Origin of the sequence: Paenibacillus macerans, from assembly GCF_900454495.1 — a bacterium.
GTDB lineage: Bacteria > Bacillota > Bacilli > Paenibacillales > Paenibacillaceae > Fontibacillus > Fontibacillus macerans.
Map to the genome: position 1 here is coordinate 1,850,127 of NZ_UGSI01000002.1, position 13,639 is coordinate 1,863,765.

Sequence of the window (13,639 nt, forward strand, 5' to 3'; positions counted from 1 at the left end):
GCGGGGCTGTTTGTTTTTAAGATGTGTCTGCGCTGAATAGCTGTAAAAGATACAGTTATTGATCGGGAAATGGAGCGGGGCGCTTGTTTAGTTGTAATTTGCGCAATTAAATCTGCACGATTCGAAGGTATGGCGCAAGTAATGGGGTGTAGTTGCAGGAAAGGCAATTAAAACGGATGAACCTGTTGCTTCGTTGAGATCTAGTTGTACGTTTTGCAACTATTCCTACGAGCCGCCAGACTGTTGCTGGCATTGTCTGCTGCAGCTGGCACCCGAATTGAAATTGGATATATCCCATAGAGTTGGAAAATAAAATCACTGGTAAGCATAACCGCTAGATTGGATATTTTCCAATGGATGAAGCTCAACAGGATGCAGGACGAGGATACAGGACGAACTTTTCTATTTCAAGCAGCCGCCCCTGGTGTGAACCCGCTTTTCCCAGGAAATAATAAGGGACAAGGGGGGCGAATCATGTCATTATTGCGCAAAAAACGCATTTTTTATATTTTGCTGTTGTTTACGGTCGTGCTTGGCGTGTTTGCCTTGCGGATGGCCTGGATCCAAGCGGCTTCCGCTTTCCGGGCGGCCACCGTCGGCGGCAAGACGATCAACGAGCTGGCCGTGCGGCAGCGGGAAGAAAGCATCGAATTGGACCCGGGAAGAGGCAACTTCCTGGATCGGAACGGCCTTCCATTAACCGGACGGGTAGCCTGGTCGCCGATTCTTTTTCCCGTAAAAGACGTCCCGGACGGAGAAGCGCTGCGTAAATTGGCGGCCTCGCTTGAGGTGACTCCTGCGGAGCTTCGGTCATTGTGGGCCGGATTGCGGAAACCTTATGTTTGGCTTCGGGAGGGGGAGAAGCCGCTACAACTGACCGAAGCGCAGGCAAGCAAGCTGCCCCGGCTTGAAGGGCTGGAAGTGTTGCCTTATGTAACGCGTTATGATTCGGGAATGCGCGGAAATCAGTGGCTGGGTTATGTCGCTCAGCGCCCGGATGTCATCCGGCGGCTGCGCCGGGATCAGCCGCGCACCCCTTTGCCGATGACCCTTCAAGTCGGAGCGGCCGGGCTGGAAAAGACATTTGACCGCTATTTGCGGGGGATCGGCGGTGTGCGAGCCGCTTTTACGGTAGATGGGCAAAAACGGCCGCTGGATGGTTTAGGCACGCGGATCAATGCGAATGGCAGCCGTTATTATCCTTTGCAAATTAAAACGACGGTGGACGAGGGGGTGCAAAGGGGGATCGAACGGCTTGCCGCCGAGATGAATGTCAAGGAAGGAGCCGTCGTCGTTCTCGATGCGGACAATGGGGACATTGTGTCGATGGTTTCTTTGCCGTTTTACGATCCGCGGCATGTGGATCCGAAGCGGCCGGACTGGGCCAACAAAGCGGTAAAAGCAGCGGTTCCGGGGTCGATCTTCAAAACGGTTGTCGCGGCAGCGGCGCTTGAGGAGCATGTTTCCTCCCCGCATGAAACCTTTCATTGCAGCGGACACTATGGAAAATACGGATTGTCCTGCTGGAAGGAAGGCGGTCACGGAACGATTACGCTGGGGGAGGGATATTCCCGTTCCTGCAACATCGTATTTGCAGCGCTGGGGGAAAGGCTGGGACCGGCAAGGATCGCAAAAGCGGCATCCAAGCTTGGGCTTGCCCGCCAGGTAGGCTGGCAGGCCGAACGCTTTCTGGACGGGGACGATCTCAGACAGCTGGATCAGGAGGAAGCGGGAGCCGTTTTTAACGATAGGTCTAAAGTGGACGGAGGCGCGCTTGCCCAGACGGCCATCGGCCAGCGCGATGTGCTTGTCTCTCCGCTCCAGGCGGCCAACTTGGTTGTTACACTGCTGCACCGCGGCCAGGTGACGGCGCCGCGGCTGGTCAGCGAAATCCGGTTTAGGGACGGTTCGCTGCTGGCCGGTTTCCCGGTACAAGCCGCGCCTTCTCCCGCCGGGCAAATTTCGCCCCATACGGCGGACACGCTGCTGTCCTGGATGAGGATGGTGGTAACCGAGGGCACGGGACGCTCGCTAAACCGGGCCAAATGGCCCTTGGCCGGAAAATCCGGGACGGCCCAGGTGCCGAAAGACGGCGTAAACAAGAACCATCAGTGGTTTATCGGATACGGGCCTGCCGATCAGCCCCAATATGCCGTCGCGGTACTGGTCCAAAACCGCCCGGCAGGCTCGGCGCATCAAGCGGCCGAGCTGTTCCGCAGGACGATGGACTTGCTGGCGTCGCGCGGTTCGTAAAGCATGTCCGGTGCTTAAAACCAGACTTTTAGTACTCGTACTTTAAGCCAATGGCGCAAAAACTTCCCTGAGCTTTCCCCAAAAAAGTACGCCTAAACCGGCGGGGGATATGATAAAATAATGTAGATGCTATGCTAAAAAGCATGCCAAAGTCATTGATCATTGAAAAGTGGGGAAAGCATATGGAGACTTTGCTGCTATGGTTGTTTTATATTTCAACGCTGTACGCTTTTATACCCGGATTAATTACCCGGATTTTCGGGTTTCGCGTATTCAAGCATGGGAGCAACGAGAAGCAATTCGCGCTGACTTTCGATGACGGCCCTGATCCGAGATATACGCCGCAGTTGCTTGACTTGTTGAAGCGTTTCGGAGCCAAGGCCACTTTTTTCGTCGTCGGTACGAACGCGGAGAAGTATCCCGAATTACTGAAACGGATGCATGAAGAGGGCCATTTGATCGGGACCCATAATTACGTCCATAAAACCAATTGGCTGATGGGGCCCGCCGCCGTAAAAAAACAAATCCAAAAAACGAACAAAATCATTTACGATGCCACCGGAGTCCGGTCTCATTATTACCGCCCGCCATGGGGGATCGTGAATTTGTTCGATTTCGCGGGCCGGGGCGATACGCAAATCGTGTTGTGGTCGGCGATGTTTAGCGATTGGCGCGTCAAAGTCGGCGCGAATCGGTTAACGGAGCGAATGATGAGGAAGCTTCGCGGCGGAGAAATATTTCTGCTTCACGATTGCGGCGCTACGTTGGGAGCAAACAGCGATGCGCCGCGGGAAATGTTGGTCGCTCTGGAACGGGTGCTGCAGGAAGCCCAGCGGCGGGGACTGCAAAGCATCCGGATCGATGAAATGATCCAAGAGACGGAGGCTGCACGCCAGATGAAAAGAAAAGCGAAGCCAGTGACGAAGGAGGCGGAACCCGGACGGAAGAAGCCGGCATCCATATCCGGATTCAAAAGATGCATCGTTGCGCTGTGGCTTTTGTGGGAGAAATTGTTCCATTTCGTTTTTCAGCTTAAGGTCGTCGATGAGCACAATCCGATTCTGCATTTTCGGGAAGCGACCTATCATGGCAAACCGGTGGCCATGACCGGAGGAACGTCTTTGGAGCAGGGAGACCGGATATTGGAACTTCATCTCGATAATAAGACCTTGTTTCAGTACAGCACGCGCGCCAGATCTTCGGTCCAGCTTGCGATCCAAATGATCCGCGCCATGGAGAAATCGTTGCCCCGGTTAGCGGAATACGTAACCGCCCATCCGGAACTGAACGACGTTAAGGCCTTGTACGGCGTAACTATGATCAACCGGGGACCGGAGCAGTTTGGTTTTACCGTCACGGACTTGCCCAAAGGCTGGTTTGCCCGTTCCTCCCAGGTTTATTTGAAATTATTGATGAGTGTTGTTCATCCGGAGGGGAGTTCGAGGTTAAAGCAGCATACGGAAGAGATGGTTCCAAAGCTGATCGTGATGCCGATTGACTATTTGATCAGTGAATTTATGGATTCCGGGCACCGCCGCCACCGTTTGGCCAAAGAGCAGCACGCCGCGGCGGAGGAAGATGAGAGGGCATTGCGTACAACGCTGCCTTGCAATTAAACCAAACGTTCCGTTATAACATCAAGAAGCCGTCCCGAGCAGGCTTGAAGCTGCTTTTGGGGACGGCTTCTTGAGTAGATAGACAAGTGCATATTCTGGCTTGCAATCCCGCACGGGATCATGTACACTGAAAATAATTAGATTATCTAATCAATTGGCGGAGGTGATTAAATGAGAAGAAAAATCGAGCAGGACTACTCAAAAGAGCAGCAATTGCCTAGACTGGGCATTTCACCGTACTTGGAGTTGATGAAGAAGTCCGTTTCAAGCGATCTAACCGAGAAAGCGCATATCGGTTTATTATTATTATGGATCAGCGACAATATTCAAGATTTAGTCGACCTGAAGCTGGAGCCGTATGGGATCACGGAAAGCAAGCTGGACCTTCTGCTGTTGCTGACCTTACATTCCAATGACAAAGCCGCTTCCCCGACTCCGTCTGCGCTTGCCAGCCGGCTCGGGATTCGCCGGGCTTCGGCAACCGCGCTGCTGGACTGGCTGGAAAAAAGAAACTGGGTCAAACGCACGGTTAATACGGACAATCGCAGAATGGTTCATGTTGAAATAACCGAGGAGGGACGGCGGCTCGTCCGGCAAGTTTTACCGGAATTTTGGACGGTGCTCGCCTCTTTGATGAGCGATATGACTCATGAAGAGCAACAAGTATTGCTGAAATTATTCGGGAAAATGAATACCAGTTTGGAAAAACGCTTGGGAGTCGGAAGATAATTTTTTTTAAACTCATAGTTAGATTATCTAATCATTATCGTTAATAAAAGGAGAAGTTCCGAAATGAATCATTTATCTGTCAAACAGCATCCTTATTCATTAATGACCGCATTATTGAGTTGGTCCGGGATGGTGGTCATGTGCAGCTTGTATGTCACTATTCCGCTCATCGATCTGTTCGCGGACTTGTTTCAAGTATCTGCCACGCGAGCCGCTGCGGCCGGCAGTATTTTCTCGCTCGGTTTTGCCGCCGGCTGCCTGGTTTACGGTGCCTTGTCCGACAGATACGGACGCAAACAGGTGATTCTGACCGGCATGATCGCACTGACGCTGATTTCGCTTATATTGGGGCTCGTGCACAATTTCGCCGGACTCCTGGTGTTGCGCGCTTTGCAAGGTGCCGCGGCCGCCACTTTCTCGCCGGTGGCCCTGGCTTACGCGGTGGAGATGTTCCCTGCCGAACGGCGCGTCTCTACGATCGGATTCATCAGCACAGGCTTTCTTGTCGCCGGCATTGCCGGGCAATTGATTAGCAGCCTGCTCAGCCAGACTTACGGGTGGAATGCGGTTTTCCTGCTTCTGTCCACGATCTACGCTTTGACGGCTATACTGACCTGGTTGCTGCTGCCGAAGGGCGAGATTCACCATTCTCACGCCGGGATTTGGGAGCCGATCAAGCATATCGGCAAAGTTTTCGCCAAAAAACGTCTCCTGCTCTGCTATCTCGTCGCTTTCGTCTTGTTGATGTCGTTTGTGGGAATGTACACCATGTTGGGGGCCTATGTAAGCCGGGCACCGTTTGAGCTGAAACCGGGGCAAATTTTGCTGGTACGGGCGTTCGGTGTGCTCGGTATGATTTTGTCGCCCTTTGCCGGCAAGCTTGCCAAACGTTTGGGCACCAGGGCTGTATTGCGGAGCGGATTGTTGATGGCCATAGTTGGAATGGCTGCGCTGGGACTGATCTCAAACTTGCCGTTGCTAGTGGTCATGACCATCGTGTTCGTCGCGGGAATCGCCATCGCTGTGCCGTCATTAGTATCGCTCGTCGGCAGTCTGAGCGGCAACTTACGGGGAATCGCCGTTTCGATGTATACCTTTATTTTGTTTGCCGGAACAAGCATTGGCCCGGTTCTCGCTCTGCAATTTATAAGAGCCGGCAGTTTTGCGGTGTCGTTCGCACTTTTTGCATTGGTGCTGGGGATCGGGCTAATCGCCGCGCTCCTGCTTGACCGCGAAACCGATGAAAGCCCGCAGCCCGCAAACAAATGATCCCGCTGATCAAAAAGCAAAAACCGCCGGAGCGGGTGCTCCGGCGGTTTTCCGATGCGGACAAAACGAAATCAAGTCAATCAGATCTTCATGACGCCGCCGGAGCTGGCGTTGGTGACGAGCTTGGAATAACGGGCCAGATAGCCGGTTTTCACCTTCGGCTCAAAGCCTTTCCAGTTCGCTTTGCGGCGGGCCATTTCCTCTTCGCTGACATGAAGCTCGATTTTGCGGTTGTTCAGATCGAGCTCGATGATATCGCCGTCTTCCACGAAAGCGATCGGACCGCCTTCAGCGGCTTCCGGCGAAATGTGGCCGATGCTGATGCCGCGGGAGGCCCCGGAGAAGCGGCCGTCGGTGATCAGGCCGACTTTGGCGCCCAGGCCCATCCCGACGATTTGCGATGTCGGAGCGAGCATTTCCGGCATACCCGGACCGCCTTTCGGCCCTTCGTAGCGGATGACGACGACGCAGCCTTCCTTGACTTTGCCGTTGGCGATGCCTTCCAAAGCTTCCTCTTGGGAATCAAAGCAGATCGCGGGTCCTTTATGATAACCGCCGACGGAAGGATCCACGGCGCCGACTTTAATGACCGAGCCTTCCGGAGCCAGGTTGCCGTACAGGATCGCCAGGCCGCCTTTTTCCGAATAGGGTTTGTCGATCGGATGGATGACGCTGTGGTCGAGGATTTCACAACCCTCAACGTTTTCCGCGATCGTTTTTCCGGTGACGGTGATTTGATCGCCGAAGATCGCTCCAGGTTTCTTGAGCAGTTCGTGGAGCACGGCGCTCACTCCGCCGGCACGCTGCACGTCTTCGATAAAAATATCGGATGCCGGGGCCAGCTTGGCGATATGCGGCACGCGGTTGGCCACTTCGTTGATACGCTCCAGCGGGTAATCGACTCCGGCTTCCTGGGCCAAAGCGAGCGTATGCAGGACGGTATTGGTGGAACCGCCCATTGCCATATCCAGGGCGAACGCGTTGTCGATCGATTCTTTGGTCACGATATCGCGCGGTTTAAGATCCAGCTTGATCAGTTCCATCAGTTGGGTCGCGGACTTCCGCACGAAATCGCGGCGTTCTTCGGAAACGGCCAGAATCGTGCCGTTCCCCGGAAGCGCCAGGCCAAGAGCTTCGGCCAGACAGTTCATCGAGTTGGCGGTGAACATGCCGGAGCAGGAGCCGCAGGTAGGACAGCCGTACTGTTCAAGTTCCAGCAGTTCGCTGTCGTCGATTTTGCCGGATTGGTAAGCCCCCACGCCTTCGAAAACGGAAGTCAGAGAAAGCTTGCGGCCTTTGCTGTCCACGCCGGCCTTCATCGGGCCGCCGCTGACGAAGATGGTCGGAATGTTGACGCGCAGCGCGCCCATCATCATGCCCGGGGTAATTTTGTCGCAGTTGGGAATGCAGACCATGCCGTCAAACCAGTGTGCGGAAACGACGGTTTCCAGGGAATCGGCGATGATTTCCCGGCTCGGCAGGGAGTAACGCATCCCGATATGCCCCATCGCAATACCGTCATCCACGCCGATCGTGTTGAATTCAAACGGAACACCGCCCGCCTCACGGATGGCCTCTTTTACGATTTTGCCGAATTCTTGCAGATGCACATGCCCGGGAACGATATCGATATAAGAGTTGCACACCGCGATAAACGGTTTGCCGAAATCTTCTTCCTTGACGCCCGCCGCCCGCAGCAAGCTGCGGTGAGGCGCCCGGTCGAAGCCTTTTTTGATCATGTCAGAACGCATTTTCTTGGTTGTCATGATGCCTATCCCCCCCATGATGGTTTAGATTTTGTAGCTTTACACCGCTAAAGGTTTTCTCTAAAGTCTATCACAAGTAGTTATCTTTTTCTAGCGGGGATCACAGGGAGCAGAACGAAGGAAAAGCCGGGCTTGCTCCCGCGAAAACAAGAAATCCACGAATTTTTTCGGGGACTTCGTAAAAATAGCAGCTTTTAATAGCTTTTGCTGCGGGAAACGCCGCCTTTGCGGCCGATATTGCGGTAAAATTCTTTATCGTGCTTTTGGGAGGTGGCTTCGCCGCCCTTTTGGCCGATTTCCTGGTAAAATTCCTTGCTGTGCGATTTGGAGGTGGCTTCGCCCCCTTTTTGACCGATTTCCTGGTAAAATTGTTTGCCGTGGGTTTTGGCGGTGGCTAGACCTCCCAAACGTCCTGCTTCTTCACGAGTCATTTTCCTTCCATTCCTTGCCATGTAATCCCTCCTAATCTGGTTGGTAAATAAATGGTATGATTTATTTACCACAGATTTGCCTTTTGAAACGAATTGTGACAGGAAATAAGGCCATGTTCTCGGTTATGCGCATAAAAAGCGGACTGTGGGCCTATGAATGTTTGCCCGTTGCGCCTACTTGGCGAAAGGCCCGGCGTTCCAGTTTCAGCAGCCAGGATACCGGCGGCTCGATAAGCGGGGAGCTGCATATCCGCACCCAGCGGCGGGTGAGCAGCCAAGTCAGCGCCACGGCTCCGGCCACGACGCCGAGGGCGGCAGGCAGGCTCCGCACGGCGGCATAAAGCGGGGAAACCGCAGCCAGGCGGACGATAAATCCGTGCAGCAGGAATACGTAGAGGGTATGGCGTCCCATCTCGGTGACTTTGCTCTTTTTTGCCGGAACAAATCCCCAAAAAACGATTCCCGCAAACAGCTGCAGCGGATAGAGCAGCAAGCGGAAAACGCCGGCGTACCATTCCGGATGCCCGAGCTGGCCGTAGGTCATGCTGCCGTACAGCCATCCGGGGGCGATATCCGCTCCGCCGAGGGCGATCAGGCCAAACCAGGCAAGCGACAGGGCGATGGCGGCAAGCCGGACTTTCCGGGTGAGCAGACGTTCCATACGTTCAAACGAAAAATGATAGCCTGCGATAAAAAAGGGCAGGTAGACAAATGTGCGCGACAGGCTCAGCCAGCTTCCGTCCACGGGCAGATAGCCGGCCAGCACGGCCAGCGCGATCGAGAAGGCCAACTGGTGAAGCGCGGGCCATTTGCGCAGCATAAGCTGCATCAGACGCCAGCCCAAATGGCTGGCCAGGAACCAGAGCAGCAGATAAGGGGCGAAAAAGGAGCGGTGGATGCCGTTTACGTGAAACACTGCAGCATCCAGCAAGGAATAAAGGCTTTGGAAAATGACGTATTGCAGCCCGATCTGAAGCAGCCCCTTGCGCCCGGCCTCGCCAAGCAAATTCGCTTTGGCAAAATACCCCGTCACGAACACGAACAAAGGCATATGAAAAGTAAAAATCCACGTGTATAGCCAGGCCATGCCGCCGATCCGCCCCATCAGGGGTTCGATGGCGTTGCCGACGAACACGCAGACGATCAGCAGAAAGCGCAGGTTTAGAAAAAACGTCTCGCCTCGAGGGGTAATGCCGGTTTCCGTCATGTCGTTTGCCTCCTCCTCATTCCCGCTAGAAACTCAAAATTTTAAATATATAACTCAAGTATTAAGGTACGATGTTTACCAGGAAAACTTTGTGATAGAAATCACAATGGAAAGCGCTGCCACTTGCTGCAATTATGTCGAACTGATGAACCCCGGCGCCAAAATGGTATAATGGAATATATCACCATGGATTTCCGGAAGGTTGGGGTGCGGATGGCGAATATTCAGGCGGCGGGGCGCCTTGTCCCTTGCCGGGGCATACTGTTTGACAAAGACGGCACGCTGCTCGATTTCATGGCGCTTTGGGGAAGCTGGGCGGAGACGCTGACCGGCTTCGTGGAGCGGGAGTTGGAGACGCTGGGAGCCGCAGGCCTGTTCAACAAAACGGCGGCGCTTGGACTGCGGCTGGACGAGGCGAACCGCGTCAGCGGGTACGACCGCACCGGTCCGGTCGCGATGGGCACGGAGGAGGAAGTCACCGCGCTTCTGGCCGGCCCGCTTTATGCCGCGGGCGTTCCCTGGAACGATGCGGTAAGCCGGGTGCGGGAGTTCAACGCGGCGGCGCTGGCGCAGCTCAAGCGGCGGCGGGAGGCGCGGCCGCTGCCGGGCTTGCGCGAGTTCCTCGACGCTTGCCGGGAAACGGGGCTTGCGCTGGCGGTGGTCACTTCCGACACGACGGCGGAAGCTCTGGAGCATCTGGAATGGATGGGCCTGCGCGAGCGGTTTGGCAGCGTGGTCGGCCGCGACCGGGCCCTCCGCGGGAAACCCGATCCGGACATGGCGCTTCTGGCCTGCCGCGAGCTGGGCATTTCCCCGGCGGAGGCCGTGGTCATCGGCGACAGCAACGCCGACATGCAGATGGGCAAGCGGGCCGGCGCCGGGCTGACCGTCGGGCTGGCCGCTGCGGAGGACGGGGCGCCGCCGGGGACAGCTTATTTGCGGGATGCGGACGTGATCGTTTCCGGTTATCGGGAACTCTCGGTGCGCTAAGGCGGCGCGAGCAAAATTTAAGGAGGAATTCAATGCGATGAACAGTGAAACGCAAACGGAGCGGCTGGCGTCCTGGGTGAAGGAAAGCGGCCGTATCGTGTTTTTCGGCGGTGCCGGCATTTCCACGGAAAGCGGGATTCCCGATTTCCGTTCGGCGGCGGGCATCTACCAAACGGAGAAGGATTCGCCCTATTCCCCGGAGGAGATATTGAGCCGCCGCTTTTTCGACCGGCATCCGGAGGTGTTTTTTGACTTCTACAAATCGAAAATGATCCATCCCGAAGCCCGGCCGAACCCGGCCCATCTCTTTCTCGCCGACCTGGAGCGCGCGGGGAAGCTGGATGCGGTCATTACGCAAAACATCGACGGTTTGCACCAGCTGGCGGGAAGCCGCAAGGTGCTGGAGCTGCACGGGTCCATTCACCGCAATACGTGCATGACATGCGGCCGCCGCTACACGCTGGAGGAGATCATGAGCGGAAAAGAGATAGTTCCCCGCTGCGAATGCGGCGGCATTATCAAACCGGACGTCGTCTTGTACGGTGAAAGTTTGGACAACGAGGTCATCGAGGCGGCGGTGTCCGCCATCGCTGCGGCCGATCTGCTGCTGATCGGGGGAACGTCTTTGACGGTGCAGCCCGCGGCTCATTTGGTCACTTATTTCCGCGGGGACAAAACGGTGCTCGTCAACGCCTCATCCACCGCTTACGACCAGCGGGCCGATCTGCTGATCACGGAACCGATCGGCGCCGTATTCGGCGAAGTGGGCAGACATCTTGGGCTGCGTTAGCAGCAAGCCCCATCTTTTCACGGATGAGAGGATGGGGCTTTTTTGGGTTCGGCCTGGACCGCCCCCGTCACGGCCTTGCGGTATTCGCTCGGCGATTCGTGATGAAAGCGGCGGAACTGCCGGGAGAAATACAGCGGGTCGGTCAGCCCGACGGAGGCGGCGATCTGCTCGATCGACAGCTCCGTCCGCTCCCGCAGCAGCTGGCGGGATTTATCGATGCGCAGCTTCAGCAGATAGGTGACGGGGGTCAAGCCGGTCGCTTTTTTGAAAATACGCGATAAATACGCCCGGTTATAGCCAAGGGAGGAGCACATCTGCTCGATCGATACCGGGTGCGCATATTGGCTCGACATATAATGAATCATTTGTTTGACGATGCGCTGGACCCCGGATTCGCCGGACGGGTGCGGCGATTCCTTCGCCAGGGCTTCCTGGGCCTCGGCCATCAAGAGATGCAGCAGGCCGAGCGACAGCAGGTGCGAGCTTGGCTTTTTCGCCTGGAAAGCCTGCAGCGCGCTTTGCAGAATCCCGGGGATTTTGCTGCCCGCGCCTTGGCGGAGCACCGGAAGCTCGGGCGTCAGGCCGGCCCGGAGGACCAGTTCCGCGGCTTTGTCTCCGGTAAAGGCGATCCAGCGGTAGCGCCACGGCTCGGACAGATCGGAGCCATAGCTGACAAGCTGCTCGGGGTGAATCAGGAAGCAGTCCCCTTCGTTTAAGTCGAAGGCGGCGAATTCCGTGCGGAAGTTTCCTTTGCCGCTCTCGACGAAGTGCAGCAGAAAATAATCGTATACTTTGGGGCCCAGCCGGTGGTCGGCGCGCGTTTGGCTTTCGCCTGCAAACAAGACGTGCAGGTCGCCGGATTCATAAATCTCGGGATTGGCCGCCGCGCTGTAGGTTTCTTGTTTATTTTGCATCATATCGGCTCTTCTCCTTTAACAAGGAAGTTCAAAAAGTCATCTTTTGAAGATATAAGAAAGAATAGACGTTCAAGTATCAGCTTCCTTATATCGCAATATCGCAAGAAAAACTACCGCTAATCGCGGTCTGGCTTCCTAGAAAATACTTCAATAGAAGTTTTTCTTATCACGAAGCAGGACAGGAATCTTAATCGACATCGAATCTTGAATTCAGCTGGGCCAAGCATATGCTTTCGAAGCATGTTTCCTACGGAAACATTTCCGTTGCGCACGTAGGATCTTCCTACGCTCCGCTACTCAGTCCCTGCTTCATGTCCAACCTTCTCGGCACTGAAAACCTGACTTTTTGAACACGCATTTTACTGTCCCCATTTTAACCGGAAAAGTCACATTTATCTATATAGAACTCGCAAAGATGCATTATCAAAGCGGAGCGTTTTCATTATACTGAGAACAAGAAGTACAGATTCTTTGACGATGGGGTGTACGTTGATGAAGAAACAGGAAATGGAACAATTGTTTATATCCAAATACGGCGAAAGCGCGGAGCCGCTGCGCATCTTCAACGCGCCGGGACGCGTCAACCTGATCGGCGAGCATATCGACTACAACGGAGGATACGTATTTCCCGCGGCGCTGGAGTTCGGCACCACGCTGGCGCTGCGCAAACGCGCCGACCGCAAAGTGTCATTTGCTTCCATGAATTTGCCTTATGCGGCGGAGCTTGATTTGGATCAGCTCGGCAAGGAGAAATCGGGCGAATGGATCGATTACCCGGTCGGCATTATCCTGGAGCTGGAGAAGCTCGGCGCCCGGCTCAGCGGCGGTTACGACCTGCTGTTCCAAGGCGAAATCCCGAACGGTTCGGGCCTGTCCTCCTCTGCTTCGCTTGAAGTGGTGACGGCCTACGCGCTGCTCAGCATGGAAGGAAAAGAAACCGATACGGTGGAAATCGCCCGCTTGTCCCAACGGGTGGAAAACGGCTATGTCGGCGTCAACAGCGGCATCATGGACCAGTTTGCGGTGGCGAACGGGGCGAAGGATCACGCGATCCTGCTGATGTGCGATACGCTGGAATATAAGCTCGTTCCGTTCCGGACGGGGGCCTACAAGCTTATCATCAGCAATACGAAAAAACGGCGCGGGCTGGTCGATTCGAAATACAACGAACGGCGTTCGCAGTGCGACGCGGCGCTGGAGATTTTGCGGAAGCGCGAGCCCGGGCTGGAGTACCTGGCGCATTTGCAGCCGGAGCAGCTCAACGAGTGGCGGGGGGATTTTCCGGACGAGGTGCTGTTCAACCGGGCCAAACACGTGGTGGAAGAAAACGCGCGCGTGCTGAAATCGGTCGACGCTCTGACCGCCAACGATCTGAAAGCCTTCGGCGAGCTGATGAACGCTTCGCACGATTCGCTGCGAGACCTGTATGAAGTCAGCTGCCTGGAGCTGGACGTGATGGTGGAAGAAGCGCGCAAAATCGAGGGAACGCTGGGCGCGCGGATGACCGGAGCCGGGTTTGGCGGCTGCACCGTGTCCCTCGTGCATGAGGACGCGGTGGACCGGTTCCTGGCCGAGGTCGGCAAAGCTTATCTTGAGCGGACCGGTATCGAAGGCGAGTTCTACGTTTGCGGCGTGGGCGACGGTGTGCATGAAATGAAAGGGGAGAACTAA

10 protein-coding genes and 1 pseudogene are annotated in these 13,639 nt (G+C 55.5%); 7 read left to right on the plus strand and 4 right to left on the minus strand.

Going from position 1 to position 13,639, the window contains the following annotated elements:
* The first annotated feature begins 474 nt into the window (after positions 1–474).
* The 4 genes from DYE26_RS31595 to DYE26_RS31610 all read left to right on the plus strand — a co-directional run bounded on the left by DYE26_RS31595 (position 475) and on the right by DYE26_RS31610 (position 5,867).
* A complete protein-coding gene (locus DYE26_RS31595) occupies positions 475–2,253 on the plus strand; it encodes a peptidoglycan D,D-transpeptidase FtsI family protein (protein WP_036620696.1) in 1,779 nt (592 codons plus the stop codon).
* A 182-nt stretch (positions 2,254–2,435) separates the two neighbouring features.
* Positions 2,436–3,869, plus strand: coding sequence for a polysaccharide deacetylase family protein (locus DYE26_RS31600; protein WP_036620698.1), 1,434 nt, complete (start codon positions 2,436–2,438; stop codon positions 3,867–3,869).
* 171 nt (positions 3,870–4,040) lie between these two features.
* A complete protein-coding gene (locus tag DYE26_RS31605) occupies positions 4,041–4,598 on the plus strand; it encodes a MarR family winged helix-turn-helix transcriptional regulator (protein ID WP_036620700.1) in 558 nt (185 codons plus the stop codon).
* A 63-nt stretch (positions 4,599–4,661) separates the two neighbouring features.
* Positions 4,662–5,867, plus strand: coding sequence for an MFS transporter (locus DYE26_RS31610; protein ID WP_036620702.1), 1,206 nt, complete (start codon positions 4,662–4,664; stop codon positions 5,865–5,867).
* Between the two features lie 80 nt (positions 5,868–5,947).
* On the opposite strand, the gene ilvD is transcribed toward DYE26_RS31610, so the two are convergent.
* The 3 genes and pseudogenes from ilvD to DYE26_RS31625 form a co-directional block, all read right to left on the minus strand.
* Positions 5,948–7,633, minus strand: a complete 1,686-nt coding sequence (gene ilvD, locus DYE26_RS31615) for a dihydroxy-acid dehydratase (RefSeq protein ID WP_036620704.1) — start codon at positions 7,631–7,633, stop codon at positions 5,948–5,950.
* 197 nt (positions 7,634–7,830) lie between these two features.
* Positions 7,831–8,085 (minus strand): annotated as a pseudogene (locus DYE26_RS31620) (KGG domain-containing protein); the annotation flags it as partial.
* A gap of 130 nt (positions 8,086–8,215) precedes the next feature.
* On the minus strand, positions 8,216–9,271 hold the full coding sequence (locus tag DYE26_RS31625) for an acyltransferase family protein (RefSeq protein WP_036620708.1): 1,056 nt from the start codon (positions 9,269–9,271) through the stop codon (positions 8,216–8,218).
* 213 nt (positions 9,272–9,484) lie between these two features.
* On the opposite strand from DYE26_RS31625, the gene DYE26_RS31630 reads away from it, so the two are divergent.
* Together DYE26_RS31630 and DYE26_RS31635 are read left to right on the plus strand one after the other, a co-directional pair.
* A complete protein-coding gene (locus tag DYE26_RS31630; RefSeq protein ID WP_036627735.1) occupies positions 9,485–10,261 on the plus strand; it encodes an HAD family hydrolase in 777 nt (258 codons plus the stop codon).
* 37 nt (positions 10,262–10,298) lie between these two features.
* Positions 10,299–11,051, plus strand: a complete 753-nt coding sequence (locus DYE26_RS31635; RefSeq protein ID WP_036620710.1) for an NAD-dependent protein deacylase — start codon at positions 10,299–10,301, stop codon at positions 11,049–11,051.
* A gap of 17 nt (positions 11,052–11,068) precedes the next feature.
* Here the strand turns inward: DYE26_RS31635 and DYE26_RS31640 are convergent, their stop codons facing one another.
* Positions 11,069–11,965 carry an AraC family transcriptional regulator gene (locus tag DYE26_RS31640; protein WP_051985833.1) on the minus strand — a complete coding sequence of 299 codons (897 nt, stop codon included), beginning with the start codon at positions 11,963–11,965 and terminating at the stop codon, positions 11,069–11,071.
* Positions 11,966–12,460: 495 nt separating this feature from the next.
* Between DYE26_RS31640 and DYE26_RS31645 the strand changes: the two genes are divergently transcribed.
* The gene (locus DYE26_RS31645; protein ID WP_036620712.1) at positions 12,461–13,639 is read left to right on the plus strand and encodes a galactokinase; all 1,179 of its coding nucleotides are present in this window, start codon (positions 12,461–12,463) and stop codon (positions 13,637–13,639) included.

Coding starts and splice junctions, on each gene's coding strand:
- DYE26_RS31605 (WP_036620700.1), top strand. CDS start 4,041: ATGAGAAGAAAAATCGAGCAGGACTACTCAAAAGAGCAGCAATTGCCT.
- DYE26_RS31610 (WP_036620702.1), top strand. CDS start 4,662: ATGAATCATTTATCTGTCAAACAGCATCCTTATTCATTAATGACCGCA.
- DYE26_RS31625 (WP_036620708.1), bottom strand. CDS start 9,271: ATGACGGAAACCGGCATTACCCCTCGAGGCGAGACGTTTTTTCTAAAC.
- DYE26_RS31595 (WP_036620696.1), top strand. CDS start 475: ATGTCATTATTGCGCAAAAAACGCATTTTTTATATTTTGCTGTTGTTT.
- DYE26_RS31645 (WP_036620712.1), top strand. CDS start 12,461: ATGAAGAAACAGGAAATGGAACAATTGTTTATATCCAAATACGGCGAA.
- DYE26_RS31600 (WP_036620698.1), top strand. CDS start 2,436: ATGGAGACTTTGCTGCTATGGTTGTTTTATATTTCAACGCTGTACGCT.
- ilvD (WP_036620704.1), bottom strand. CDS start 7,633: ATGACAACCAAGAAAATGCGTTCTGACATGATCAAAAAAGGCTTCGAC.
- DYE26_RS31630 (WP_036627735.1), top strand. CDS start 9,485: ATGGCGAATATTCAGGCGGCGGGGCGCCTTGTCCCTTGCCGGGGCATA.
- DYE26_RS31635 (WP_036620710.1), top strand. CDS start 10,299: ATGAACAGTGAAACGCAAACGGAGCGGCTGGCGTCCTGGGTGAAGGAA.
- DYE26_RS31640 (WP_051985833.1), bottom strand. CDS start 11,965: ATGCAAAATAAACAAGAAACCTACAGCGCGGCGGCCAATCCCGAGATT.